The 25,620-nt window shown below is 69.8% G+C and carries 27 protein-coding genes; 10 read left to right on the top strand and 17 right to left on the bottom strand.

Annotated features, from left to right (window positions below; genetic code table 11):
• The first annotated feature begins 86 nt into the window (after positions 1 to 86).
• Positions 87 to 815 (top strand): HugZ family pyridoxamine 5'-phosphate oxidase, encoded by a 729-nt coding sequence (locus GXW78_RS05895; protein ID WP_211866927.1) that lies wholly within the window; start codon positions 87 to 89, stop codon positions 813 to 815.
• Positions 816 to 908: 93 nt separating this feature from the next.
• Positions 909 to 2,504 (top strand): phosphoenolpyruvate carboxykinase, encoded by a 1,596-nt coding sequence (locus GXW78_RS05890; RefSeq protein WP_211866926.1) that lies wholly within the window; start codon positions 909 to 911, stop codon positions 2,502 to 2,504.
• Between the two features lie 312 nt (positions 2,505 to 2,816).
• Here GXW78_RS05890 and GXW78_RS05885 read toward each other — a convergent pair whose 3' ends face one another.
• From GXW78_RS05885 to GXW78_RS05865, 5 genes are all read right to left on the bottom strand, one after another.
• Entirely contained in the window at positions 2,817 to 3,518 is a 702-nt protein-coding gene (locus tag GXW78_RS05885) for a ribonuclease activity regulator RraA (RefSeq protein WP_211866925.1), read from the bottom strand.
• 118 nt (positions 3,519 to 3,636) lie between these two features.
• Entirely contained in the window at positions 3,637 to 4,743 is a 1,107-nt protein-coding gene (locus GXW78_RS05880) for an alanine racemase (protein WP_211866924.1), read from the bottom strand.
• 7 nt (positions 4,744 to 4,750) lie between these two features.
• Positions 4,751 to 5,203 (bottom strand): hypothetical protein, encoded by a 453-nt coding sequence (locus GXW78_RS05875; protein WP_211866922.1) that lies wholly within the window; start codon positions 5,201 to 5,203, stop codon positions 4,751 to 4,753.
• A 37-nt stretch (positions 5,204 to 5,240) separates the two neighbouring features.
• Positions 5,241 to 6,746 carry a M81 family metallopeptidase gene (locus tag GXW78_RS05870; protein WP_211866921.1) on the bottom strand — a complete coding sequence of 502 codons (1,506 nt, stop codon included), beginning with the start codon at positions 6,744 to 6,746 and terminating at the stop codon, positions 5,241 to 5,243.
• Positions 6,746 to 7,870: a pyridoxal-phosphate dependent enzyme gene (locus GXW78_RS05865; RefSeq protein ID WP_211866919.1), complete on the bottom strand. Its 1,125-nt coding sequence runs from the start codon at positions 7,868 to 7,870 to the stop codon at positions 6,746 to 6,748. The genes GXW78_RS05870 and GXW78_RS05865 overlap by 1 nt, the downstream gene beginning before the upstream one ends.
• A 52-nt stretch (positions 7,871 to 7,922) precedes the next feature.
• On the opposite strand from GXW78_RS05865, the gene GXW78_RS05860 reads away from it, so the two are divergent.
• From GXW78_RS05860 to GXW78_RS05845, 4 genes are all read left to right on the top strand, one after another.
• On the top strand, positions 7,923 to 9,023 hold the full coding sequence (locus tag GXW78_RS05860) for a M20/M25/M40 family metallo-hydrolase (RefSeq protein WP_211866917.1): 1,101 nt from the start codon (positions 7,923 to 7,925) through the stop codon (positions 9,021 to 9,023).
• A 13-nt stretch (positions 9,024 to 9,036) separates the two neighbouring features.
• A complete protein-coding gene (locus GXW78_RS05855) occupies positions 9,037 to 9,996 on the top strand; it encodes a Bug family tripartite tricarboxylate transporter substrate binding protein (RefSeq protein WP_211866915.1) in 960 nt (319 codons plus the stop codon).
• A gap of 32 nt (positions 9,997 to 10,028) precedes the next feature.
• Entirely contained in the window at positions 10,029 to 10,259 is a 231-nt protein-coding gene (locus tag GXW78_RS05850) for a hypothetical protein (RefSeq protein ID WP_211866914.1), read from the top strand.
• Positions 10,260 to 10,331: 72 nt separating this feature from the next.
• Positions 10,332 to 10,676, top strand: a complete 345-nt coding sequence (locus GXW78_RS05845) for a hypothetical protein (protein ID WP_211866913.1) — start codon at positions 10,332 to 10,334, stop codon at positions 10,674 to 10,676.
• Positions 10,677 to 10,742: 66 nt separating this feature from the next.
• Here the strand turns inward: GXW78_RS05845 and GXW78_RS05840 are convergent, their stop codons facing one another.
• Positions 10,743 to 11,525, bottom strand: a complete 783-nt coding sequence (locus tag GXW78_RS05840; protein WP_211866912.1) for an alpha/beta fold hydrolase — start codon at positions 11,523 to 11,525, stop codon at positions 10,743 to 10,745.
• Positions 11,526 to 11,553: 28 nt separating this feature from the next.
• Complete coding sequence (locus GXW78_RS05835; RefSeq protein WP_246521901.1) at positions 11,554 to 12,906, bottom strand: NAD(P)/FAD-dependent oxidoreductase; 1,353 nt, start codon at positions 12,904 to 12,906, stop codon at positions 11,554 to 11,556.
• Between the two features lie 168 nt (positions 12,907 to 13,074).
• On the opposite strand from GXW78_RS05835, the gene GXW78_RS05830 reads away from it, so the two are divergent.
• Positions 13,075 to 14,055 (top strand): Bug family tripartite tricarboxylate transporter substrate binding protein, encoded by a 981-nt coding sequence (locus GXW78_RS05830; RefSeq protein WP_211866911.1) that lies wholly within the window; start codon positions 13,075 to 13,077, stop codon positions 14,053 to 14,055.
• 88 nt (positions 14,056 to 14,143) lie between these two features.
• On the opposite strand, the gene GXW78_RS05825 is transcribed toward GXW78_RS05830, so the two are convergent.
• Positions 14,144 to 14,788, bottom strand: a complete 645-nt coding sequence (locus GXW78_RS05825) for a glutathione S-transferase family protein (RefSeq protein ID WP_246521919.1) — start codon at positions 14,786 to 14,788, stop codon at positions 14,144 to 14,146.
• Positions 14,789 to 14,846: 58 nt separating this feature from the next.
• On the opposite strand from GXW78_RS05825, the gene GXW78_RS05820 reads away from it, so the two are divergent.
• Complete coding sequence (locus GXW78_RS05820) at positions 14,847 to 15,281, top strand: PaaI family thioesterase (RefSeq protein ID WP_211866909.1); 435 nt, start codon at positions 14,847 to 14,849, stop codon at positions 15,279 to 15,281.
• Between the two features lie 130 nt (positions 15,282 to 15,411).
• Here GXW78_RS05820 and ahcY read toward each other — a convergent pair whose 3' ends face one another.
• The 7 genes from ahcY to GXW78_RS05785 form a co-directional block, all read right to left on the bottom strand.
• Positions 15,412 to 16,815 carry an adenosylhomocysteinase gene (gene ahcY, locus GXW78_RS05815; RefSeq protein WP_211866908.1) on the bottom strand — a complete coding sequence of 468 codons (1,404 nt, stop codon included), beginning with the start codon at positions 16,813 to 16,815 and terminating at the stop codon, positions 15,412 to 15,414.
• A gap of 402 nt (positions 16,816 to 17,217) precedes the next feature.
• Entirely contained in the window at positions 17,218 to 17,493 is a 276-nt protein-coding gene (locus GXW78_RS05810) for a hypothetical protein (protein WP_211866907.1), read from the bottom strand.
• 83 nt (positions 17,494 to 17,576) lie between these two features.
• Positions 17,577 to 19,400, bottom strand: a complete 1,824-nt coding sequence (gene ptsP / locus GXW78_RS05805) for a phosphoenolpyruvate--protein phosphotransferase (protein ID WP_211866906.1) — start codon at positions 19,398 to 19,400, stop codon at positions 17,577 to 17,579.
• Positions 19,390 to 19,659: an HPr family phosphocarrier protein gene (locus GXW78_RS05800; RefSeq protein ID WP_211867113.1), complete on the bottom strand. Its 270-nt coding sequence runs from the start codon at positions 19,657 to 19,659 to the stop codon at positions 19,390 to 19,392. Before GXW78_RS05800 ends, ptsP begins: the two co-directional genes overlap by 11 nt.
• Positions 19,660 to 19,748: 89 nt before the next feature.
• A complete protein-coding gene (locus GXW78_RS05795; RefSeq protein WP_456307077.1) occupies positions 19,749 to 20,183 on the bottom strand; it encodes a PTS sugar transporter subunit IIA in 435 nt (144 codons plus the stop codon).
• A 5-nt stretch (positions 20,184 to 20,188) separates the two neighbouring features.
• Positions 20,189 to 21,172: an RNase adapter RapZ gene (rapZ, locus tag GXW78_RS05790; protein ID WP_211866904.1), complete on the bottom strand. Its 984-nt coding sequence runs from the start codon at positions 21,170 to 21,172 to the stop codon at positions 20,189 to 20,191.
• Positions 21,169 to 21,600 (bottom strand): HPr kinase/phosphorylase, encoded by a 432-nt coding sequence (locus GXW78_RS05785; protein ID WP_211866903.1) that lies wholly within the window; start codon positions 21,598 to 21,600, stop codon positions 21,169 to 21,171. Before GXW78_RS05785 ends, rapZ begins: the two co-directional genes overlap by 4 nt.
• A 123-nt stretch (positions 21,601 to 21,723) precedes the next feature.
• On the opposite strand from GXW78_RS05785, the gene GXW78_RS05780 reads away from it, so the two are divergent.
• The gene (locus tag GXW78_RS05780) at positions 21,724 to 22,653 is read left to right on the top strand and encodes a threonine/serine dehydratase (RefSeq protein ID WP_211866901.1); all 930 of its coding nucleotides are present in this window, start codon (positions 21,724 to 21,726) and stop codon (positions 22,651 to 22,653) included.
• A 173-nt stretch (positions 22,654 to 22,826) separates the two neighbouring features.
• Here GXW78_RS05780 and GXW78_RS05775 read toward each other — a convergent pair whose 3' ends face one another.
• Complete coding sequence (locus GXW78_RS05775; RefSeq protein WP_211866899.1) at positions 22,827 to 23,231, bottom strand: hypothetical protein; 405 nt, start codon at positions 23,229 to 23,231, stop codon at positions 22,827 to 22,829.
• Positions 23,232 to 23,636: 405 nt separating this feature from the next.
• The gene (locus GXW78_RS05770) at positions 23,637 to 24,221 is read right to left on the bottom strand and encodes a gamma-glutamylcyclotransferase (RefSeq protein WP_211866897.1); all 585 of its coding nucleotides are present in this window, start codon (positions 24,219 to 24,221) and stop codon (positions 23,637 to 23,639) included.
• Positions 24,222 to 24,325: 104 nt separating this feature from the next.
• Here GXW78_RS05770 and GXW78_RS05765 point away from each other — a divergent pair, with 104 nt between their 5' ends.
• Complete coding sequence (locus tag GXW78_RS05765) at positions 24,326 to 25,414, top strand: DUF2125 domain-containing protein (protein WP_211866895.1); 1,089 nt, start codon at positions 24,326 to 24,328, stop codon at positions 25,412 to 25,414.
• The last annotated feature ends 206 nt before the right edge of the window (positions 25,415 to 25,620 follow it).

The raw sequence follows: 25,620 nt of genomic DNA, 5'->3' as shown, positions 1-25,620 counted from the left end.
CCCGGTTCGGGCCCGCGGGTTGCGCAGCGGCTGGTGTCGGGACAGTTTCGCGCCCGATTGTGGCACGAGACGGGCCGGGGGAAGACATGGCATCGCAGGACGGCATTCGCGAGGCCACCACCCTGATCCGCGGCGGACGGGAAGCGACCCTCGCCTCCTCAGCCGAGGGGCAGCCCTTCGCCAGCCTCGTTACCCCGGCCCCGGCGCCCGACCTGTCGCCGCTGCTGTGGCTGTCCAGCCTGTCGGCGCATACGCGGCAGCTCGCGGCCGAGCCACGTTGCGCGCTGCTGTTCACCGGCCCCGCCGACGGCCCGAACCCCCAAACGGCCCCGCGCGTCACCGTCACGGGCCTCGCCGAGCGGGTGCCGGATTCGGAGGCGCCCGCGCTGAAGGCCCGGTGGCTGGCGCGTCACCCCTATGCCGCACTCTATGCCGATTTCGCCGATTTCAGCCTTTGGCGGGTGCGAATCGGCGGCGCGCTGCATGTTGGCGGGTTCGCTCGGGCGGAGAGGATCAAAGCGAGCGAGCTTGCTCCGGATCCCGTTGCGGTCGCTGCCATCCTCGCCGCAGAGCCCCACATCATCGAGCACATGAACCGCGACCACGCCGATGCGGTGGCTGCGATCGCGCAGGGCCTGCTTGGTGGGGGCTCCGGCGGCTGGCGCATGGTCGGGGTCGACGTCGATGGCTGTGACATCTCGGATAGTAACCAAACGGTTCGTCTTGCGTTCTTAGCGAAGGTAAGCGATTCGGACGGTGTTCGCGCGGCCCTGATCCGCGCGGCGCGGGAGGGGCGGGCGCGCCTGGGCGGCTGAGAAGTGGCGGTGTTCCGCCGCAATTTTGCCGCCAGGGGCACTGAAACGGCTCTGTCACCGAACCGCGACGTGACCCCAGGAGAGTGGCCCCCGATGTCTTCCCAGAACCCCGCCCTCGCCGGCACCGGCGTTTCCCCGAGCGGGGAGGTTCACGCAAACCTGACGGCTCCGGTCCTGGTCGCCCAGGCGCTTCGGCGCGGGGAGGGCCGGCTGTCCGCGGACGGCGCCTTCATCGCGGTCACCGGCCAGCACACCGGCCGCTCGGTGCAGGACAAGTTCGTGGTCGATGAGCCCGAAACGACCGAGGCGGTCTGGTGGGGCAAGATCAATCAGAAGCTGCCCGCGGATAAGTTCGCCGGACTGGCCGCCAAGGTGCGCGCCTATCTCGGCCAGAAGGCGGAACTGTTCACCCAGGACCTGCATGCCGGCGCCGACACTGCGCACCAGATTCGCGTGCGCCTGGTCACGACCAATGCGTGGCATGCGCTGTTCGCGCGCAACATGTTCATCCGCCCTGCGAAGGATGCGTTGAACGGCTTCGCCCCTGACTGGACCATCCTGCACGCCCCGGAATTCGAGGCCGACGCCACCATCGACGGCTGCCGCAGCAGCACCGTCATCGCGTTGTCGCTCGCCACGAAGACGATCCTGATCGCCGGCACGTCCTATGCCGGCGAGATCAAGAAATCGATCTTCACCGTCATGAACTGGCTGCTGCCCGCGGGCGGCGTGCTGCCGATGCATTGCAGCGCCAATGTCGGCCGCGACCGGGATGTCGCGCTGTTCTTTGGCCTGTCCGGCACCGGCAAGACGACCCTGTCCTCCGACCCCGACCGCGCGCTGATCGGCGACGACGAGCATGGCTGGTCGGATACCGGCGTCTTCAACTTCGAAGGCGGCTGCTACGCCAAGGTCATCAAGCTGTCCCAGGATGCCGAGCCGCAGATCTGGTCCGCGACCCACCGCTTCGGCACGGTCCTTGAGAACGTCGTCGCCGATGCGGATGGCGTCGTCGACCTCGACGACGGGTCGCTGACCGAGAACACCCGGTCCTGCTACCCGATCCATTACATCCCGAACACCGTGGAGACCGGCACGGCCGGCCTGCCGAAGAACGTGGTGATGCTGACCGCGGACGCCTTCGGCGTGCTGCCGCCGATCAGCAAGCTGTCGGCCGCCCAGGCAATGTACCACTTCCTGTCCGGCTACACCGCGCGCGTCGCCGGCACGGAGAAGGGCCTGGGCAAGGAACCGCAGGCGACCTTCTCCACCTGCTTCGGCGCGCCGTTCCTGCCCCGGCATCCGGAAGTCTACGGCCGCATGCTGCAGGACCTGATCGCGAAGCACGGCGCGGATTGCTGGCTGGTGAATACCGGCTGGTCGGGCGGCGCCTACGGCACCGGATCACGCATGTCGATCAAGGTGACGCGCGCGCTGCTGCGCGCTGCGCTCGATGGCTCGCTGGCGAAGGTGGAATTCGTCCGCGACCCCTTCTTCGGGCTGATGATGCCGAAGGCCGTGCCGGGCATCCCGGCCGAGGTGCTGAACCCGCGCGAAGCCTGGGCCGACAAGACGGCCTACGACCGGACCGCCGCCAATCTCGTCGGACTGTTCGAGAAGAACTTCGCGACCTTCGCCGGCGCGGTTGGCGACGATGTGAAGGCGGCGGCGATCCGTACGGCGGCGTGACGTGTGCCGGAGCGGGGCTGTGCCTCGCTCCGGAGCTTGAGGCCCGAAGGGCTTTACCCTGAGGCTGCCGTTGGGGCTCTGCCTCAGCTTGCGCGGCCGACGGGCGGAGCGGGGAAACCTTGACCTGGCGTTGCCCGGCGCCCGGAAAAGCCCCCAGCCACCGAGCACAAGAACTGTTCTGTTGCTGGAAGCCCGCCTGCCACGCCCGGCGCCCGATGGAGGTTTCCAAAGGCCCTTCGGCCTTTGGCGGGGAGGGTCCGGGAGGGGCGGCGCCCCTCCCGGTTCCGTCCCCCACGCCCTGGGACGAGTAACCTACTTCCGCGTCGCCTCGTACCGCGCCTTCGTCTCCGCATTCGGCGGATACAGGCCGGGCAGCGGCACCCCGCGATCGACCTCGGTCATGATCCAGGCTTCCAGCCGCTCCTGCTCGACCGCGGCTTCCACCACCGCGTCCAGCAGCGCCGCCGGGATCACCACCGCGCCGTCCATGTCGGCCACGATGATGTCGCCCGGAATGACGGTGACGCCGCCGCAGCCGATCGTCTCCTGCCAGCCCACGAAGTTCAGCGCGGCGACCGAGGCCGGCGCGACATAGCCCTGGCAGAACACCGGCAGGCCGGTGCCGATCACGCCCGCGCCGTCACGCAGCACGCCGTCGGTCACGAGGCCGGCCACGCCCTTCTTCGCCATGCGGGCGCAGAGGATGTCGCCGAAGATGCCGGCGGCGGTCGAGGCCATCGCGTCAGCAACGGCGACGCAGCCCTCCGGCATCTCTTCGATGGCGGCGCGGGTGGAGCGCGGGGAGGACCAGGAATCGACCGTCGCTAGATCCTCGCGCGTCGGGGTGAAGCGCAGGGTGAAGGCGGGGCCGACGATGCGCTTCGCCTGGCCCGGCACGATCGGCCGGGACCCGGCGATGTAGCAGAAGCGCACGCCCTTCTTGAGCAGGACCGTGGTCAGCGTCGCGGTGCAGACGCCTTCGAGGGCGGTCTTCTGGGCAGGTGTCAGGGCCATGGCGCGGATCTCCTTCAGCGTCGGTCGTGCATCGCAGGGGGGCGGGCCGCCGGCAAGGGGGGTGCGGCCGGGCTGGATTCGATCCCGACATGTGCTGGCGGCATGGCCGCCCGCTGGCTCACCAGCCGTTCACACGATCCCAGGTCGCGATCACGTCGCGCGACCCGTCCACGACGTAGTAGCGGTCATGCGCCGCGACCGTCAGGCAGGTGTGGTTCGGTGCGATGCGCACCAGCGCGCCGATCGGCAGCCGGTCGAACGGCAATGCGCGATCGCCGCGGACCTCCCCATGCTCCTGATGGGTGCGGGCGACGATGGCTTCGCCGAAGGCAGGCTTGCCGTCGCTGTCGAGCATCAGGCCGAAGCCGTAGTCCTTCGGTGCCTTCTCGGTGGACCGGTCCTTCGACAGCGCGATGGCGCCTGCATCCACCAGCACCGCATTGCGGTCGGGCTTGCGGCCGGTGACGGCGGATAGGACCGTCACGGCAATGTCGCCCATGCCATGCGTGCCGATCTGTCCCTGGAACAGGTCCCCGAACATGTAGACGCCGGCACGGACATCCGTGATGCCTGCCATGTCCTTGCCGTACAGCGCGGTGGGGGAGGATCCGAGCGAGACGACCTCGACAGCGATGCCCGCGGCGCGCAGGCGTTCGGCAGCAAGCGCTGCGCCGCGATGCTCCGTCTCGGCCACGGCCGCGACGCCGGGTATGCTGCGCTCGTTGTAGGAATGCCCCGCATGCGTCATCACCCCGACGCAACGCGCGCCCAGCCGACCGGCGATCTCGGTCAGCAGTTCACCGTCAGGCGTGACACCGCCGCGGCCCTCGCCGCAATCCACCTCGACCAGCGCACGCAGTCGGCCCTGATGGGCGGCGATGGCGGCCGCGACATCGAGGTCGTCGGTAATCACCTTCACATCCGCGCCCTGCGCATTCAGCGCGGCGATGGCGTCGAGCTTCGCCGGCGTGATGCCCACGGCGTAGATCTGGTCGTTGAAGCCGCCACCGGCGAAGTAGCGCGCCTCGGCGACCGTGCTGACGGTGATGGGCCCCTTGCCCGGCGCGGCGAGATCCGCCACCGCCAGCGACTTCGCGGTCTTCATATGCGGCCGCAGCGTCAGGCCGGGATGCCGCGCCACGGCGGCCTGCATGCGCGCAAGATTGGCCTTCAGGATGCCGAGATCGAGAACCAGGCAGGGCGTCGGCAGGTCGTCGAGGGTCATGTCGGATTTACCAGCGGGAGGCGACGGAGAGTTCCACGAGCGATTGCGGCAACTCGCCATCGCCATCCGCACGGCGCAGGCCGACCCGCGCATACTGCGTCTGCCAGTTCGCCTGAGCATTGCCCTGGCCCTGCGTCACGCCAAGGAACGACGCTCCGGACAGGCATGCGCCGATCTCATGCTGCAGGGCGGCGAAGCGCTCATGCGCGCCGGTGTTGCCGTCATGGCGGTACATCACGGCGTAGTAGACGCCATGCGGCTCGCCGCCGACGTGGTTCTGCACCACCCCGCGCCGTTCCTCGATGGAACCGGGGATGTTGCGGCCGGTCGTGGGCAGCCAGTCGAAGCGGCTTTGCGCCGCGGCGACCAGGCCCTGCAGCCCCTGGCAGAAGGCGCGGTCCGCCTGGGCCTCGATCGGCAGGCTCGCGAGCAGCGTCAGGACCAGCAGTTTGCGGCGCAAGGGGCGTCTCCCGATAGGGGTGGCGTGCGGATTGTCTCTACGGCCAGCGCGCCGCCGCGTCGATGGGCAGGACCGGCCGCGGCAGGTGCTTCCAGTCGAAGCGGGTCAGGATGGGTGAGGTCAGGCCGGGGCAATCGACCTCGACGATCTGCTCATGCGCGAAGAATTCGTCGAAGCCGCCGCGGAAGTGGCCGCGCGACTTCACCACGACGGCGCGCGCGGCGCCGATGTCGAGACCCAGATGCTCGAAGAACACCGGGTCCGCGCATTGCGCCCGGCCCTCCGTGACAACGACGGCGATGCCGCCGATCTGCAGGCAGACGGTGCGCCCCAGCGTCATCGCCGTGCCGCGATAGATGCCGCGCCGGCCGGTGACCTTGCCGTCCGAGACCGCACGGACCACCGCCTCGGCCTGGTAGCGCCGGCTGAACGGATCATCCGCCGCCATGCCGGTGTTGAAGCGCGCCGTGAAACGGGCACCGACGCCAAGGCCGTGCGCCTCTACCGCCAGCGGCGCATCCAGCAACATGCCGAGCAGCGCGTTCTCGACCCTCGCCATATGGAAGGCTTCGAGGATCCAGACCGTGTTGCCGCTGGCGCCACCGCCAGGATTGTCAGCCACATCGGCAAAGGCGAGCGGCCTTGGGCTTTCCTTCGCGAGCCGCACGGCCTCGTCCAACGACGTCAGATTGGCCACGAAGCGCGACCGCCGCGCCCAGCCTTCCTCCGCCAGGCGCTGCGCGAGCGCCTCCGCGACATCCTTCTCCGTCGCCGTGGTGATGACGGAAAAGCCGTTGAACGGCGTGTCGCCATAGGAGAAGCCAGCCATCACCGAAACATTGGCGATGCGCGGGTCCTTCGCCGCCAGTTCCTGCCCGAGATCGATCACCTCGGCATAAGGTCCCTGCGCCGTCAGCAACGCCGTCTGCGGGGAGACGATCGGCAGGCGCCGATGGCCGCGATGGAAGCGCTCCCCGGCCAGCAGCCGCCGCAGCAACTGCGCGCTCTCCGCGCCGCGTTCCCGCATGTCGAGATGCGGGTTCGTTCGATAGCCCACGAAGGCATCGACAGTCTGGACCATCCGGTCCGAGACATTGGCGTGCAGGTCGAAGGAGGCGACGAAGGGAATGTCGCCCAGGATGTCGCGCACCATCGCCTGGATGGTGCCTTCCGGGTCGTGGTCGTCCGTCGTCAGCCCGGCGCCGTGCATCACGGCATAGACGCCGTCGACCTTGCCCTTCGCGGCTTCCAGCCCGGCGCGCCACATCGCCGTCATTTCCGCGAAGAAGCCGGCATCGACGGGCCCGTTCGGTTCCGCCATGGCCAGCAGGATCGGGATGGGTTCCCAGGGCCCGGCCGCGTCCATGTCGGCGACGAAGCCGGGCATCTCGGCGAGCGCGCTCGGCGCGGGGCTGCGCGCATCCGTCAGTATTGCCTCACCTTCCAGGTAACACCGGCTGGTGAAGTCGGCCCGCGTCGCGATGGGCGCGAAGCGGTTGCATTCGATGGAAAAGCCCAGAAGGGCGATGCGCGGGCCCGCCATCAGATCGCGACCCCAAGGAGCTCCGCCATGCGCGGCGTCGATTTCAGCCCGGTGCCCGTCAGCACCACGACCGTCGTCTCATCCGCGCGGATGGTGCCGGCTTCCAGCAGCTTCGCGAAGGCCGCCGCCGCCTGGGCCGAGGTCGGTTCCACATAGATGCCGGTACGGGCCAGGTAGAGCGTTGCGGCCGCGATCTCCTCCTCGGACAGCATCACCGCGCCGCCCTGGCTGCCGGACAGCACCTCGTTCACCTCGGCGGTGCGCAACGGCTGGGCGATCGCGGTGCCTTCGGCGATCGTCGGCAGCGGCGGCACCGGTGCCTCGCCCAGGAATGCGCGGGCGATCGGCGCGCAATTCGCCGGCTGCGCGGCGAAGATGCGCGGCAGGCGGTCGATCGCGCCCGAATGCATCAACTCGTCGAAGCCGATGCCGCAACCGAGCACGTTGGACCCCGCCCCGCAGGGCACGATGACGTTGTCCGGTGCCGTGAAGCCGAGATCCTCCCACAGCTCATAGGCGAGCGTCTTGGTGCCGTGCAGGAAGTACGGATGCCAGTTGTGGCTGGCGTAGAAGATGCGGGCGGATTCCGCGAGCGCCGCATCCGCGCAATCCTGACGCGACCCGGGAATGAGCTGGATGGTCGCCCCCGCCGCACGCGACTGCACCGTTTTGGCCGGGGAGGTGCTGGCGGGCACGAAGATGGTCGCCGTCATCCCGCCCGCCGCGGCATAGGCCGAGACGGCCGCACCGCCATTGCCCGAGGAATCCTCCAGCACCGAGGTCACACCCTGCGCGCGCAGCAGCGACAGCATCACCGAGGCCCCGCGATCCTTGAAGGACCCCGTCGGCATGAACCATTCGCATTTCAGCAGCACCGAGGCACCGCCGATCACGCGCGACACCAGCGGCGTGCAGCCCTCGCCCATCGTGATCGGGTCGTCGGGGATGAAGGGCAGCGCGGCGGCATAGCGCCACAGGGACCGATCCTCGGTGCGGATCGCATCGCGGGTGATGCCGGGCAGCGGCGTCAGCAGCAGCGGCGCCTGGCCGTCACCGCACCAGCGCGGGGTGTCGAGCGGATAGGTGCGGTCGGAGCGGGGGTCGAGATAAGCAATGTCGGTCATGGCGGCCGGAGCCTCGCTTGCCCGGGCCCGCACGGCAAGGGATGCTGCATGCATGCCTGATGATGCCGCCGCCGTCCTTCGTCTCGCCGCCGATCTGGTGGCGATCGACAGCCGCTCTTCCCTCTCGAACCTGCCGGTCGCGGACCGGATCGAGGCCGAGCTGACCGGCTTCGAAATCGAGCGCGTGGACTATGCCGACGCGAACGGCGTCGCGAAGCGCGTGCTGGTTGCCCATCGCGGGCCGAAGGGCGGCTATGCCCTGTCCGGCCACATGGACACGGTGCCGGAGACAGGCTGGACCGATCCGCCCTGGACGCCGCGCGTCGCGGATGGCGTGCTGCACGGGCTCGGGAGCGTGGACATGAAGGGGCCGGTCGCCGCCTGCATCGTAGCGGCGCGCGGCATGGCGGCGGATGCGCCCGTGACGCTGCTGCTGACCACCGATGAGGAAACCAGCAAACAGGGCGCCCGCGCCGTGGCGGCGTCGGACTATGCGCGCTCCCTGGGGCTGAAGGGCATCGTGGTGGCGGAACCGACCGGCCTCTCCCCGGTGCGCGGACACCGCAGCCACATCGAATACACCGCCGTCGCGAGCGGGGTGCAGGCTCATTCATCGACTGGGCAGGGCACGAACGCCAACTGGTCGCTGATTCCGTTTCTGACCGAGATGAAGACGGTGTTCGAGCGGCTGCGCCACGACCCCGCCTTCCATGACGCCGCCTATGACCCGCCCTTCTCCGACTTCAATCTGGTCATCGACAATCACGGCACGGCGGTGAACGTGACCGTCGCCAGGGCCACGGCGCGCATCAAGTTCCGCCGCAGCCGGAACATCGACTATGCCGATATCGAGGCTGCGGTGAAGGAGGCCGCGTCGCGCGCCGGCGTCGTGCTGACCGAGAAACGCGAGGGCACACCGCCGGAACTCCCGGCGGACCATCCGCTGATCGCGCTTGGTGTCGCGGCGACGGGACAGGCGGCGCGCACCGCGCCGTATGGTACCGATGCCAGCGAGTTGCAGGAACTCGCCCCCTGCATGGTCCTCGGACCCGGCGGCATCGGGACCGCGCATACCCCACACGAATGCGTGGCTGTCGCCGATCTCGCCGCGGCAATCCCGCTGTTCCGGCGCATCCTCGCCGCCGGATCCTGAGGAGCACGAGTTCATGATCGGACGCCGCGGCGTCATCGCGACCGGCCTTGCCGCAGCCGTCCCAGCGCGGGCTCAGGGCACCTGGCCCGACCGCCCGATACGCATAATCGTCGGCTATCCGGCCGGCGGGCCGTCGGACGTCTTCGCACGGATGGTCGCGGCGCAGCTCGGCCCGCGCCTGGGCGAGACGGTCGTGGTGGAGAACCGACCGGGCGGCGGCGCCGTCCTGGCCAGCGAAACCGCGGCGCGCGCATCCGCGGACGGCCTGACCCTGCTGCATGTCGACAACGGCATCCTGGTCTACAATCCGGCGCTCTATGCGCGCCTGCCCTACGACCCGGATCGCGACTTCGCCGGCGTCGGCTTCATCGGCAGCTTTCCGCTCTACATCGTCTGCCGTGCCGATGCGGTCTGGGGCGATTTCCCGGCCCTGGTGGCCGCCAGCCGGAGCCGCGCGCCGACCTACGGCAGCCCGGCCGTCGCCTCCCCCCACCACCTGGCCATGGAGCTAGTGAAGCGCCGCTCCGGCCTCGAAGCGGAACATGTGCCCTATCGCGGCGGGCAGGCGGCGATGCAGGACCTGCTCGCCGGGTCGGTCGATCTTGTCATGATCGACACGGCAACGGGCCTGCCCTTCATCCGTGATGGCCAGGTGCGTGCGCTCGCCGTGCTGACGGCAGCCCGCACTGCCGAGGCCCCCGCGGTGCCGACGATGCGCGAGATAGGCCATGACGCCGTCGCCTTCGGCTGGCAGGGCCTCAGCGTGCCTGCCGGCGTTGCGCCTGACATAGTGTCCCGTCTGAATGCGGAGCTGGTTCGCGCCACGGCGTCGGAGGAGCTGCGGCAGCGCACCACCGCGCTCGGCATCCAGACCAATGGATGGTCGGCCACCGAGTTCGACGCCTTCGTCGCGGCGGAGAATGCCATTTGGCGGCCGCTCATTCGTGAGCTGGGTATCCGCCTGGACGCTTGACCGGCGGCGCACGCAACCCGAGATTCATCTCCATGAACCGGCGCAGTTGGATCCTGGCCCTGACGGCAACGACCATCGCCCTGCCCGCCGCGGCCCGCGAAGGCGCGGTCCAGCGCAGCGGGCGGGCGATCGAGCGCGGTGCCCAGCGTACCGGCGCGGCGGTGGAGCGCGGTGCCCGCCGCACGGGATCGGCCCTGGAACGCGCGGCGGGTTGGACCGGCGAACGCCTGCGCCGCGCAGGACGCTGGGCGTTCGGGAGCTGATCACAGCCCGTTGTCGCCGCGCCCCGGCAGCATCATCTTGCTGCTCGAAATCGCCGACCTCCGGAGGCACCAATGCGACTGACGCTTGCCACCGTTCTCCTCGCCCTCGCCGGCCCCGCCCTGGCGCAGCAGGCAGGCACCCTGCCCGCGCCGGTGCCGCGGCCTGCCCCACCCGCTGAAGCCTACGGCCCCCCGACCGACCCGGTCGCACCACGCCAGCCAGGCGCCGCGGAACGCGGCGGCGCAGCCATCGACCGCGCGGCGGAATCGACGGGCCGGGCATTGGAACGGGCCGCGGACGATACCGGCTCCGCGCTGGGCCGCGCCATGCGCTGGACCGGGGAACAGATGCAGGGCGCCGGCGACTGGACGGCGCGGCAGGGGGAGAGAATGACAGGGCAACCACCCCGCCAGTGAGCGGCGGGAAGGCACTGCCCCATTGGTGCGGAGGTTAGCCCTGGCGAGGGCGCTGCCGCTGTCCGATCACCTCGGCCAAAGCTCACCGGCGAACCCGATCAATGCCTTCGCCACGGCCTCCGCCCGCTCTGGTAACAACGCGTGCCCTGCGCGTTCGACCACGACCAGCGTCGCCATCGGCCCGAGGGTGGCCTTCAGTTCCGCCTCGCTCGGCGGCGCGGCGATCGCGTCCTCGGCCGCGGCCAGATACAGCAGCGGCTTGTGGTCGGCGACGCGCAGCCATGACTTGTCCGTCGTCGCCTCGCGTGCGCGGCGCTGGGCGCGGGCGACCTCCGTGTGCCATCCCGCCAGCCAGACGCGCGCATCGCTGCCCGGTGCGAAATAGCCGCGCTGCAGATGTGCCAGGCGCACATCGTCGGGCAGCGACGTGTCAAAGCTGCCGGAGATCGCGGCACTGATCTCCGGATGCACGGTCGTGCCCGTCACGGCGGCAAGCATCGCGACCCCCTGCACCAGGTCAGGCCGCAGATGCGCCGTGATGCGCGCCACCCAGTTGCCGGCGGCATGGCCGGCAACGAGCGCCGTCTCAACACCCACATCCTCCATCGCGGCGATTACGTCGCGCGTCATGTCGAACAGCGTGGCGCCGTCGCGCAGCGGTGCGGAACGGCCGATGCCGCGTGGCTCGGGGCGGATCAGACGCAGCCCGGCGGCTAGCAGCATCGGCGCGATGCCGTCGAAATCCTCCTGCCCGCGGCCGAGCGAGGGGAGCAGGACGACGCTGCGACCGTCGCCCTCCACGAAGACTTCCAGCGGGCCTGAATCCAGCTCGAGCATGCGCGACGTCATCGGTGTTCCTCCGTTGACGCGCAGCGTATCAGATGCCGGTCGGCGTGCGGATCGGGCTGCCGTCGAAGAAGCGCTTCAGCGTGAAGGGCGTGGGGTCGACGATGGGCGGCGCGCCGGTCACGAGATCCGCCGCCAGGCGCCCTGCCGCGGGACCAATGCCGAAGCCATGCCCGCTGAATCCCGCGGCGACGACGACGCCGGGCAGTGCCTCGACCGGCGAGATCACCGGCACCGCGTCGGGCGTGGAATCGATCCAGCCCGCCCAGACGCGTGCGGCCCTGATGCCGGCGAGTTCCGGGTAGGTCGCGACGATCTCGCGCAGCGCGGGTTCGACGATCTCCGTTCGCGGAGCCGGGTCCAGCACGCGCATGCGTTCGAAGACGGTAGGCCGGTCGAACGACCAACGTCCGTGCATCGCGTCCGGCCCGTCGAAGAAGGACCGGCCGAAGCGGATCTGCACGACCGACCAGTTCTTGCGCAGCGCCGGCAGGAACTGACGGGCATAGCGGATTCCGGCCGGCGTCAGCTCCAGCCGCCCGCGCGCCTTCGCCGCGACGATGTAGCCGCCATCGAGCCGCGGCGTGAGGATGAAGTCCGGCGTCGACAGCCCGCCAGGCGAAACCTGCCTGGCCGGCGTGGTGGCGAAGACGGTGGACATCACCGAGGATTGCGGCAGGTCCGCCCCATGCCGCCGCAGGAACATCGAGGCCCAGGCACCCCCTGCGAGCAGAACGGCATTCGCGCGGATCCGCCCCTTCTCGGTGAACACGCCGCTTACGCGGCCGCCCGTCATGTCGAGTCCGCGCACCGCGCAGTTCTGGTGCAACGTGGCGCCCAGCGCGCGCGCGGCCTTCGCCAGCGCAGGCGCGGCCATCGCGGGCTCCGCACGACCGTCGCGCGGGGAGACGACGCCGCCGATCCAGTCCTGCTCATTGCCCGGCGTCAGGCGCTTCGCCTCGGCACCATCGATGATGCGCATCGGCGCCTGATAGGTCTGTGCCATCGCGACCCAGTCGCGCCAAGCATCAAGTTGCTTCGGGTCCTTGGTGACATAGACCAGGCCGTTGCGGCGGAATCCCATGTCGGCGCCAATCTCCGCCGGCAACCGCTCCCACAACTCGTGGCTGTGCTGCATGAGCGGAATCTCGCGTTCGTCGCGATTCATCAGCCGGCACCAGCCCCAGTTGCGGCTGGACTGCTCGCCGGCGACGACGCCTTTTTCGAGCAGCGCCACGGAATGGCCCGCCTTCGCGAGCGCGTAGGCTGCGCCGACGCCGATGATGCCGGCGCCTATCACCACGACATCGGCCGAAGCAGGCAGCGTGTCGTCGCTATCCACCGTGTCGAGTGCGCGCGTCGCGGGCATTGCGTGATCGGTCATGAGGCGGAACTCTGACGTGACGCCGCGCGCTGTCCAGCCCCATCGCATTTGGCGGCTTGCGCCATCGGGTGAGCGGAGGAAGCATGCGTCCGCGCCGAGGCCGGCATGCGTCCTGCATCGCACCGGCCCGTTCTATTCCTGTTCAAGTGAGTGCCGGAGGCACCGACCATGACCAAGCTACATCGCCGTTCCCTGCTCGCCGCCACGCTCGCGGTGCCTGCGCTGCGCCCCGCCCTCGCCCAGGCGCCCTGGCCCACGCGCCCGGTCACGCTGGTCAATCCCTGGCCGGCCGGCGGTTCCTCCGACACGATGACGCGCATTTTCGCGCACCGCCTGAGCCAGGCCTTCGGTCAGAACTTCGTCGTCGAGAACCGCACCGGCGCATCGGGCACGATCGGGCACAACTACGTGTCGCAGCAGCGGCCCGACGGCTACACGCTGCTCTCGGCAACCAACAGCACCTATGCGATCGCGCCGCACCTGATCTCCCCGCTGCCCTACGATACGCGCACCGCGTTCACGGGGATCAGCCTCCTCGCGCGGACGGCGCAGGCGGTCTGCGTGCACCCGTCGGTGCCGGTGACGACGATCCAGGAGTTCCTCACCTACGTCCGCGCGCGGCCGGGCGAGATCAACTTCTCCTCCGCCGGCATCGGCGCCAGCAGCCACCTCGCGACCGAGCTGCTGATGTCGGCCGCCGGGCTCGACATGATGCACGTTCCCTATCGTGGCGGTGCGCCCTCGGCGCAGGCAGTGCTCGCGGGCGAGACGAAGATGTCCTTCGTCGATGCGATCACCGCCCTGCCGCACCGCCAGGCGGGCACGCTGAAGATGCTCGCGGTGAGCACCGCGCAGCGCACGCCGCTCGCGCAGGATGTCCCGACACTCCAGGAAGCCGGCGTGCCGGGCTTCGAATCCTCGACCGACATGGCGCTGATGGCGCCGGCCAACCTGCCGGCGCCGATCGTCGCACGGCTGACCGACGCCGTGCGCACCGCGGTGAACGACCCGGCCTTCCGCCAGCAGATCCTGTCGCAGGGCGCGGAACCGGTCGGCGGCACGCCTGAAGAATTCGCCGTCTACGTGGTGCAGGAAAACGAGAAGTGGGGGAACCTGATCCGTAGCCGCAACATCCGGATGCCGAGCTGATACTCGGCCTCCGGCGACGGGCGGCGGCCACCCGGCCGCCCTGCCTTCGCGCTCCGGATCGTCGTCCGCCGCGTGACGCGGTCGCGGCTCAGCCGCGACCGGCTGGCGGGGGTGGGGCGGCGCTTCCCATGCCAGCGGGCGGCAGGGTCTGCGCGACGCTCGGGCGCGGCTGCGCGGCGTCGAACAGCGCGGCGAGCGACGGCCGGCCCTGGCGCCAATCGAACATCGTGTGACGCCGTTCGCAGTATCCGAAGCAGGAGACGAGCGCGAGCCAGGCGGCATCACGAGCCGCGAAGCCTCCCGCCGCCACGTCGCGTTCCAGAATATCCGCCACGCGCGCCGCGCGCATCGTCTCGAGCGCGATGACACCCGGCGAGCGCTCATGCGCCGGCCGACGCAGTTCCCGGTTCCACACCGCGATGCCGTCGATCATGCCGAGCACGCGACCATAGGCGGCCAGCGCAGCGGGCGCATCCGGCCCCGGCAGCAGGCGTTTGGCGGGGTCCGCCATGCTGTCGAGCATCATCAGGACCGGCGTCGTCTCGGTGATCGTGGTGCCGTCGTCCAACAGCAGGGACGGCACCCGCCCCACCGGGTTGTGCGGCAGCAACACCGAATCCGGGTCGCGCAGCGTCGCTTCCTCGACCGCTACGCGGTCGGTCAGGTCGAGCTCGATCACCGCCATCCGGGCGATGCGGGCATAGGGAGAACCAGGGGCATGGAACAGGCGCATGCTTGGCACGCTACCATCCCCCGTTGACGGCGCCAGCCCGCCGGGCGAAGCGGGTTGCATGACCGACGCGACCCTCACCGCCTTCGACCCCGCCGCCGCCGGCTGGAAGCAGTTCCGCTGGCATGAGGACGGCTTCCCCACCCTGGTCGGCCCCTTCTGGTCGAAGAAGGAGGACGTCGGCTGGGCCTACGGCCTGCTCGCCGAGGAGAAGCACGGCAACGCCCATGGTATCGTCCATGGCGGCATGCTGGTCACCTTCCTCGACCAGATCCTGGGCGCGACCTGCTGGGAAGCGGCGAAGCGCGACCCCGTGGTCACCATCCAGCTCAACACGCATTTCGTGTCGGCAGCGCGGGCGGGGGAGTTCATGGAAGCGCGGGCAGAAGCGGTACGTGCGACGAAGTCGATCGTCTTCGTGCGGGGACAGATCACGGTGGGTGACAGGGTCGTCGCGACAGCCGACGGGGTCTGGAAGCGTCTCGGCGCGCGCTGAAGGTCGGGGGAGATGAACTCCCCCGAACCCCCTCCTTTTTCTATCTTCTGGCGCCGCCCACCGCGGTCAGTCTCCAACAGACAAAAAACGGTGGGGGATTCGGGGGAGGTGTTCCTCCCCCGACCTTTCCTCAATAGCGGTAGGCTTCCGCCTTGAACGGCCCCTGCGCGGACACGCCGATATAGTCCGCCTGCGCCTTGCTCATCTTGGTCAGCGTCGCGCCGACCTTCGCGAGGTGCAGCGACGCCACCTTCTCATCGAGGTGCTTGGGCAGCACGTAGACCTTCTTCTCGTACTTGCCCGGGTTGGTCCACAGCTCGATCTGCGCGAGCGTCTGGTTGGTGAAGGACGCCGACATCACGAAGCTCGGGTGGCCGGTCGCGTTGCCCAGGTTCACCAGGCGGCCTTCGGACAACAGGATGATGCGCTTGCCGTCGGGGAACTCGATCTCGTCCACCTGCGGCTTCACGTTGTCCCACTTGAAGTTGCGCAGGCCCGCGATCTGGATCTCGCTGTCGAAGTGGCCGATGTTGCACACGATGGCGCGGTGCTTCATCGCGCGCATGTTGTCGACCGTGATGACATCGACATTGCCGGTCGCGGTGACGAAGATGTCGGCCTGCGGGGCCGCCTGCTCCATCGTCACGACCTCATAGCCTTCCATCGCCGCCTGCAGCGCGCAGATCGGATCGACCTCGCTGACCATGACGCGGCAGCCGGCGTTGCGCAGCGACGCGGCGGAACCCTTGCCCACATCGCCGAAGCCGCAGACCATCGCGACCTTGCCGGCCATCATCACGTCGGTGCCGCGGCGGATGGCGTCCACCAGAGATTCACGGCAGCCATACAGATTGTCGAACTTCGACTTGGTGACGCTGTCGTTCACGTTGATGGCGGGGAACAGCAGCTTGCCTTCCTTCGCCATGGTATAGAGGCGGTGAACGCCCGTCGTCGTTTCCTCCGACACGCCCTTGATGGCGGCCGCGAGCTGCGCGAACCAGCCCGGCTTGGTCTTCAGGCAGTCCTTGATCAGGGCGAAGAAGACTGTCTCTTCCTCATTGGTCGCCTTGTCGAGGAAGGCGGTGTCGCCGTTCTCGGCGCGCAGGCCGTAATGCACCAGCAGCGTCATGTCGCCGCCATCGTCCAGCAGCACGTTCGGCGTGCCGCCATCGGCCCATTCCAGCGTGCGCTTCACATACTGCCAGTATTCCTCGAGCGTCTCGCCCTTGATGGCGAAGACCGGCGTGCCGGTCGAGGCGATCGCGGCGGCTGCGTGGTCCTGCGTCGAGAAGATGTTGCACGACGACCAGCGCACATCGGCGCCGAGCGCCTTCAGCGTTTCGATCAGCACGGCAGTCTGGATGGTCATGTGCAGGCAGCCGGCGATGCGCGCGCCCTTCAGCGGCTGCGTCGCGCCGTACTCGGCGCGGGTCGCCATCAGGCCGGGCATCTCGTCCTCGGCCATCGAGATTTCCTTCCGGCCCCAGCCGGCCAGGGACAGATCCTTCACGACGAAATCGGCGGCAGCGGACATGCGCGTTCTCTTTCTCTCACCCACGGGTCTGCCGGGCGGGTAGCACGCCCGGCAGGGTGAGGCCAGAGACTGCGACTATCTATAAGGATATCTTTATGTGAAGACCGGAGGCTTCAGGCCCGCAGCCGCGGCGCGCCGTGCGGAGGTTCCTCGTCTTCCTGATCGCGCCGCAGTTCAGCGACGCGCTCAGCCTGCACGGGTCGGTCTGCTCGGAAAGAAGGCCCGTTCGATGTCGCCGCCGTCGCCGACAGCGGCGCGAGCCAGATGGCGAAAAGTCCCGTCACGGCGGCCCGGCGGATGTTTCGCATCAGGTTGCCCTTTCAGGCCGTTGGCAATGCTCACATTGGGTAGGGGGGCTGGCCGTGAAAGGGCGCAACCGTGGCGATCCCGTGGCAATGGTGATCAGTCATCGTCGTCATCATCATCGTCATCGTCGCGCCGCCGGCAGCCCTGCACCTGGCCGGGCCGGCCGCGATCATCATCCTCTCGCCAGGATTCGCGACGGGTGGTGGTCCGCCGCCCGTTGCGATCCTCAACCGTGTAGCGCTCGACCCGCGTGCAGCGGCCGTTCGAGCAGTCGGAGGAAGAATCCGAAGACTGGCTCTCCGCCGCCGCCGGTCGGGGGGCAAGGGGCAGGGCGCAGGCGCCCAGGATGAGAAGGCGTCGAAACTGGCTCATGGCGGGACTCCCGGTTGTTCCCGGGCGAACGCTGCCGGCGGGTTGAGCCGGCCCGGCGGCGAAACGGCGGCGAAATCGGGGCGCTATGCGCGCTCCGTTATCCCCTCCGCGAAGCCGGCCACCAGCTCGCGGATGCGGGCCGGGTCGGATTGCTCCATCACCCGCCGCGCGAAGCGCGCGCAGTCGCCGATGTCGAGGCCACGCACCGCCTGCTTCACCCGCGGCAGGGCGGAGGCGTTCATCGAGAAGGTCCGCAACCCGAGCCCCAGCAGCAGCGGGGTCAGCCGCGGGTTGCCCGCCATCTCCCCGCAGACCGACACCGGCATGCGTAGCCGCAGCGCCGCCTCGGTCGCGAACTGAACCAGCCGCAGCACGGCCGGGTGCAGCGGGTCGTAGAGGTGGGAGACATCGACCTCCGACCGGTCCACCGCCAGCGTGTACATGGCGAGGTCGTTGGTCCCGATGGCAAAGAAATCCGCCTCCAGCGCGATCGCATCGGCGGCGAGCGCGGCGCCCGGCGTCTCGATCATCACGCCGAGGGGCGGCAGCTTTTCCGGCAGCTTCTCGCCGCGGCGGCGCAGGCGGCGGGCGACGCGGTCATAGACCTCGCGCGCCTGGCGCACCTCCTCCGGTATGGTGACCATCGGCAGCAGCAGCCGCACATGCCCGTCGCCGCTCGCGGCCGCCACGCGCAGGACCGCGGCGAACTGCACTTCCAGCAGTTCCGACCGCTTCAGCAGCATGCGCAGCCCGCGCAGCCCGAGTGCGGGGTTGCTGCCCGCATGCACCGGCGCGACGCCCTCGGCCAGCGCCTCCATATCCTTCTCGCCGCCCCAGTCGAGCACGCGGATGGTGACCGGCTGGCCCTCCATCGCCTCGACGATCTGGGTATAGGCCTCGACCTGCGCTTCCTCGTCCGGCAGATCCTCGCGGTTCATGAACAGGAACTCGGTACGCAGCAGGCCGATGCCCATCGCGCCCGCCTGCGCGATCAGCGGCAGTTCCTGCGGGATCTCCATGTTGGCCTGCAGCTCGACCAGCTCGCCATCCGTGGTCTCCGCGGGCAGGCGGCGCAGCTTCGACAGCTTCGCCCGTTCCTTGGCGAAGGCCGCAAGCCGTTCCTTCGCTGCGTTCAGGGTGGCCGTGGTCGGGCTGATCGAAACGACGCCCGCCGTGCCGTCCAGCACCGCCTGGTCCCCACGCTTCGTGGCCTCTGTCAGCCCATGGGCGCCGAGCACCGCGGGGATGCCGAGCGCCCGAAGCATGATCGCCGTGTGGCCGTCCGTCCCGCCTTCTTCGGTTGCCACGCCCGCAACACGGGACGGGTCCAGCAGCGCGGCATCGGCTGGCGTCAGTTCCTCGGCAACCAGGATGCAGCCCTCAGGCAGATCCTTGAAGCTGCGGAACGGCGTCGCGGTCAGGTTGCGGATCAGCCGGCGGGCGATGTCCCGCACCTCCGCGGCGCGGCGCGCCAGCCCGGCCTTGTCGTCGTCCTTCGCGGCGAGGATCGTCGCCTGGATCTCCTCGGATTCCTCGAGCACCGCGGTTTCGGCGCCGAGCAGCTCCGCCTCGATGCGCTTGCGCGCGCCACGGATCAGCCGCGAATTGCCGAGCATCATCAGATGCGCGTCGAGCAGCGGCTCGATCTCCTCCTGCGCTTCCTCGGGCAGGATGCCGATGCGGGTCTTGAGCTTGCCGATCTGCTTGCGGGAGAAGGCCACCGCGCCGGCGAGCTTCTGCTTCTCCCCGTCCACGTCGTTCTGGCCGATGGTCCGCCGGGTAACCTCGCTGGGCGGCTCGGTGGTGTCGTAGACGAGGCCGATCGCCACGCCATGCGAGACGGGAATGCCCGGGACGGCGACCTCGGGCAGCTTGGCCTTTCGCGTCCTCGACGTCTCAGTCTTCATGGAAGCCGGCTTCGACCAGGCCAGCGACCGCGTCGAGGGCCTCCTTGGCATCCCAGCCTTCGGCCTCGATCGTCACCTCGGCTCCCTTGCCCGCACCCAGCATCATCAGCCCCATGATGGAGCAGGCAGGCACCTTGTCGCCATTGCGGACGACGCTCACGCAGGCGGAGAAGCGCTCAGCGGTGGTGACCAGCTTGGCGGCGGCGCGCGCATGCAGGCCGCGGCTGTTCGGAACGACGACACTGCGCCGGAGCACCATGCCCGAATCCCCCGGATCGCAACCGCAGCCCTCGGCGGCCGGCGCTGCATCGATCGCTACCCGCGCGCCTGGTTCATCCGGCCACTCGTTCACGCGCCGTTCCTCCTCATGGCCGGCGGCGGCACGGCGGCGGCTCCGGCCGCCACTTCCCTACCGCTGGCGATGTATTTGCGCCCCGCCGCCAGGGCGTGGTCAACCGCCTCGGCGAGTGGCTCGCTGCCGCGAAGTTTCGCCAGCTTGATCAGCAGCGGCAGGTTCACCCCTGCCAACACCTCCACCGGGCGGTCGCCATTGGCGATCTGCATGGCGAGGTTCGATGGGGTACCGCCAAACATATCCGTCAGCACCACGACCCCGTCGCCCTGATCCACCGCGTCCACCGAGCGACGGATGTCGGCACGGGTGTGCTCCAGATCGTCGTCGGCGCCGATGCAGACCGTTGCCACGCCCTGCTGCGGACCAACCACGTGCTCCATGGCGTGCCGCAGTTCCTCGGCCAAACGGCCGTGCGTGACCAGAACCATTCCGATCATGATACCTGTGTCAGGGCCTCCCGCCCCGCGTCGCGGCCGGCAAAGCGCGATCCTGCCTGGGACGCCGCCGCGACATCGTCGCGTTGGGTCCCCGGCGTCGCGCCGGCCGTAAGCTCCCGGTGGTGCAATTCCACCCGCCAGCCGTTGGTGTGAAGATGGTGTGCCAACCGTTCCGCCGCCAGGACCGACCGATGCTTTCCGCCGGTGCACCCTAGCGCGATGGTGAGGTACTTCTTTCCCTCCTGGGCGTAGCGGGGCAAGAGCGGCCCCAGCATATCGGTCATGCAGCGCATGAAAGGCGCGAAATCCGCATCGGCCTCGATATAGGCGGCGACCGCCGGGTCGCGCCCGGTCAGCGGTCGCAGCGCGTCGACGTAATGCGGGTTGCGCAGGAAGCGCAGGTCGAAGACCAGGTCGGCCTCCCGCGGCAGGCCCTTCGGGAAGGCGAAGGACAGCACCGATACGCCCATCCCCGGCGCGCCCTCGATGCCGAAGCGGCGTTCGATCATCCGCCGCAGCTCCGGCAGCGGCAGATCCGAGGTATCGACGACCATGTCTGCCGCCGCGCGCAGCCGGGCCAGCAGCGCGGCCTCCCGCGCGATGCCTTCAGCGACGCTGTAGCCGAGCGGCCCGCCCGGGGCCAGCGGGTGGCGCCGCCGCGTCTCGGTGAAGCGGCGCAGCAGCACGTCCGCCTCGGCGGTGGCGAAGACCAGCGTCACCTGGATGTCCGGGCGCAGGCGCAACCGTTCCAGAAGGCGGATGGCCGCCGGCCCGTCGAAGTCCCGCGTCCGGCTGTCCACCCCGGCGGCGAGCGGCTGGTCGCCATCCCCCACCACCGCCTCGATGACGCTGAGCGGCGGGTTGTCCACCGTCTCGTAGCCGAGATCCTCGAGCACCCGCAGGATCGAGGCCTTGCCGGCCCCCGACAGGCCGGTCACCAGCACGACCTGGCGGCGCGGCGCCTCGGCGGCCTCGATCATGCCGCGAAGGCCCCGGCGCGCTGCGCCACGCGGCCGAGCGCGGCGTCGAGCGCGAGGCCGATCTTTTCCGGTGCCGCTGCGTCGAACCCGTGCAGCGCCACGCGCGGCACCCCCGCCGGGCCCCATTGCCCGGGCACCGGCAGCCGTGTCACCGCATCGCGCGCAACCAGTTCCACCACCAGCGCCAGTCGAGCCTCCTGGGCCACCGCCAATCCTTCGAAAACCCCCAGGCCCCGGACCTCCAGCATTCCCCGCAGCGCGGGGGGTGCCGCAACCGCGACCCCATCGATGGTCACCTGGTCGTCCGCCACCAGGGCCCAGCCTTGTCCGATCAGCCGCAACGACAGGTCCGACTTGCCGGAGCCCGGTGGCCCCAGCAGCAGAACCGCCGCCGCGTCGCGCGAAACACAGCTTCCGTGAAGCAACATCCCAACGTGACAGTCCGTTCAGGCGGCGGACAGTGGCAGAAATGGGGCACCGGGGAAAGCACAGCAACATGACTCCCCGGACGGCGTTGCCGGACGCTCGCGCCAATGCCACCTTCCCGGCCCATGCCGACCCAGGACGCCATCCGCGCCGCCGCGGACCGCATCGCCCCGCATATCCGCCGCACGCCGGTCATCACGCTCTCGCCGGCGGAGACGGGGCTGGAGAACCCGCTGGTCCTGAAGCTGGAACAGCTTCAGGTCACCGGCTCCTTCAAGCCGCGCGGTGCGTTCAATCGCATCCTCTCGGCCGAGGTGCCGAAGGCCGGGGTGATCGCGGCCTCGGGCGGCAACCACGGCCTGGCGGTTGCGCATGCCGCCCAGGTGCTGGGCATCAAGGCCGAGATCTTCGTCCCCGAGATCGCCGCGGAGGCCAAGCGCGCCCGCATCGCCGCCACCGGTGCGACGCTGACCGTGGGCGGGCCGACCTACAACGAGGCGCGAATGGCCAGCGAGACCCGCGCCGCCGAGACCGGCGCGCTGATCGTTCATGCCTACGACCAGGATGAGGTGCTGGCCGGGCAGGGCACCATCGGCATGGAGCTGGAAGCCGACGCGCCCGACCTGACGCATGTGGCGGTCGCGGCGGGGGGCGGCGGGCTCTATGGCGGCATTGCCTCCTGGTATCGCAACCGGGTGCAGATGGTGATCGCCGAGCCGGAGGAATGCCCGACGCTGTTCATGGCGGGCTTCGCGGGCCAGCCGATCGATGCGCCGGCCGGCGGCATCGCCGCGGACAGCCTCGGCGCGCGCCGCGTCGGCGACCTGGCCTTCGAGGTGATGATGGAGGTCGGCGGCCGGTCCGTGGTGCTGCAGGACATGGTGATCCGCAACACCCAGCGCTGGTTGTGGGACAGGCTGCGCGTCGTGGCGGAGCCGGGCGGTGCGACCGCGCTGGCCGCCGTGCTCGGCGGCGCCTGGACGCCACCGAAGGGCGCACGGATCGGCGTGGTGGTGTGCGGGGCGAATTGCGATCCGGGATCGGTGGTGGAGTAGCGCGGATGCGCGGCGATCGGCCGCTTCAGCCGCGACGGCGCCACGGCCTGGCGGCAGAATAGGGTCGCGCAGCAGCAGAAGCCGCCTCGTCTCGGCTACCCAGCTGTGCGTGGTCGGCAATACGCGCGAGCCAGGAGCATCGGAGATGCCTGATGCGGCTCTGGTAAGCGCCGTCAGCCGCCATCCATTGACCGGGCAAGGCTGACCGCCACCTCGTCCCCCGGCCGCAGGCGCGTGGCGAAGGCCATCATCGGCGGGTAGTCGAGGGCAACCTCCTGTTCGGTGCCGTCCGACATCGTCAGCAGCAGGTTGTTGCCGCCGACGGCGACCCCCCGCACTGTCGCGCGTATCCGACCCGTGGCCTGCGCGGCGGTCAGCCGCGCGGCGGGCGCGATCCGCACCGCGCCATTCGCATCGTATTCGACGACCACCCGCGCGCCTTGCCTGATCGCACCAAGGCTGCGGACGCGCTGCGCCGCCGTCATGTCGATGATCGACCCGCCCGCGGTTTCCAGCACCACCTGCCGCGTCGCGGCATCGAAGACGCGCACCGTCGCGAAGGCGGCCAGGCTGGACAAGACGGGCGGCGGCGGGGCGGCCTGAGGCGGGGGGCTGGCAGGTGGTGCGGCGGCGCAGGCAACTAGGAAAAGCAGGGCAGCGAAATGCAGGGACTTTGCACCGCCGAACCGTGCCAGGGTGAAGGCCACCTGCATCGGCCGAAGGGCCCCTGCAAACCTCAACCCCGCGCTGAGTGCAAACATCACAACGGCGCGGAGACCCGCCTTTGCGCACGAAGCGCGCTCGGCGGGCCGCACAGCGTCTATCCTGCCCTGCGCCGGCAGATTGCGGTCCAGGATGCCCAGCATCCTGGCGGGGAGGTTCGGAGGGGCGGAGCCCCTCCGATGCGAACGCAGGACTCGGCGATCAGACAGGCTCGGCATCACGACCACCCTTGGGCTTGGCTTGCGCGGCTACTGTCCCGTTCAGGCTGGCACCGGCGCAAGCGCTGACATCAGCCCCGCGATGCGGTCCAGCCCCGCATCGCGCACCCCCATCGCTTGCAGATGCGCGAGGGTGTTCAGCAGGTAGTCGCGGTTCGCCCCCATGCGGCCGTGGCCTTCGGCGATCGCCGCCGCCGCGCGTTCGGCCGGCAGCCGTCCGCAATAGAGCCCGCAGTCCCTGTTCGCGACATAGGTGACGGCGCGTACGACGCGCCCCGATCCGACCAGCCGCAGCGGCAGCAGGCGGCGGTGATAGACCTGCTCCGCGCCGTCCGGCAGTTCCCGCTCATCGAGATAGGCGAGCACCGCCGCGGCTTCCGTGGCCGCAACGCCGAAGGCGAGCCCGCGGCAGGCGCCGCCTCGGTCGAGGCCGAGCACCAGTCCCGGCCGTTCCGGCGTGCCGCGATAATAATGCGACCACAGGCAGAAACGGCGGTGGAAGCCGCGCAGGAGAGCCGGATGCGTCGCCACATGGGCGAAGCCCGGGCGCCAGATCAGCGAGCCATAGGCGAAGACGTAGAGATGCCCGTCGGCATCGAGGCTGTCGCGCACATCGTCCTGATGCATTCGTGGCCCTCTCGCGACGGCTCACGGCAGCCTCGCCAGCCCTTTGCTGTCGCCCGGCCGGGTGATTACGCCAACGGGGCTTCTGCTCTATAGGGCGCGGCATGATGAGCGCCAAGCCGACGGCCCGGCCCGGTCGCCGCCGTGCCCTGCGAGGCGTGGGGTTCACGCTGTTGTCCGTCCTCGTGCTCGCCGGGCTGGCGCATGGCCTGGCGTGGTTCTGGCTGACCGGCGTGATGACCGTGGCGCTGTCGGATTGGGTGACGCTGCAGCGTGCCCGCGGCTGGGACGTGGAGCACGAGCTGCCGCAGCGGGCCGGATGGCCGTTCTCCGCAAGGCTCGTCGTGCCGGGCGTGCGCATCGCCGGATGGACGCCGACACTGCCGCAGGGCTTCGTCTGGGATGCCGAGCGCGTCGAGCTGTCGATCGGGCCGCCGCGGATCGACCGTCTTTTGATTGCCGCTTCGGGGCAGCAGCGGATCGCGAGCGGTGGCGTGACGGTGCCCTATACCGCGGCACGGCTGGAACTGCTGCTGCCGCTCGACCAGCGCGGCGGCCAGCGCCCGGCCGAGCTGCTGCTGCAGGGGTTGCAGGCGATGACGCCGTCCGGGCCCCTCGCCGCCGAGCGCATCGAGGCACGCGCCACGCCGGGCTCACCGCTGAACGAGCCCGGCCTCGGCCTGTGGATCGAGGCATGGCGGATGACGCTGCCCCCCGTGCCGGACGCTGCCGCCTTCGGCCGGCAGATCGCGCATGCCTCGATCGACGCGCGCCTGACCGGCCTGCCGCCGCCGCCGGTGCCGCTGTCCCCGCGCGACATGGCGCAGGCGTGGCGCGCCGGAGGCGGTGCGCTCGACCTGCGCGAACTGTCCCTGCGCTGGGGGCCGCTGGCCGGCACGCTACGCGCCGTATTGCGGCTGGACGCGGCGTTGCAGCCGGCGGGTAGCGGGGACCTCGTGCTGGAACAGCCGGCCGCCGCGGTCGCTGCGCTTGCCGGCGCCGGGATGATCGAATCGGGTACGGCAACGGCGGCGCAGGCGGTGCTCGGCATGATGGCGCGACCACCCGCAGATGGCGGCACGCCGCGCGTCGATGTGCCCTTCGGTGTCGAAGGCGGCGTGGTGACGGTGGCGCGGTTCCCGCTGCTGCGACTACGGCCCCTCGTCTGGCCGGAACAGGTGCCGTATCAACGGTGACGCGTAGAGCCGTGCATGACCTGCGCGTAATCCGTGCAAGTCGCTGAACAGAACTTTAACGCTGCGCAAGCGCTGCGTGCGGCTTTTCATCAGCAGCGCGAGACTGCCGTGAAAACGGCGTCAATCGCGGTTTTCCAAGCGTCAGGACCCTGTCGGCTACCGCCATTGCAGCGTTAAAGGACTCTTGCGCCCACCTCACGAAAGCG

The sequence above is a fragment of the Neoroseomonas terrae genome, from assembly GCF_018129025.1.
GTDB classification, from domain to species: domain Bacteria; phylum Pseudomonadota; class Alphaproteobacteria; order Acetobacterales; family Acetobacteraceae; genus Neoroseomonas; species Neoroseomonas terrae.
Note: the sequence above shows the minus strand (reverse complement) of the source record. Positions and strands in the feature narration are given on the sequence as shown.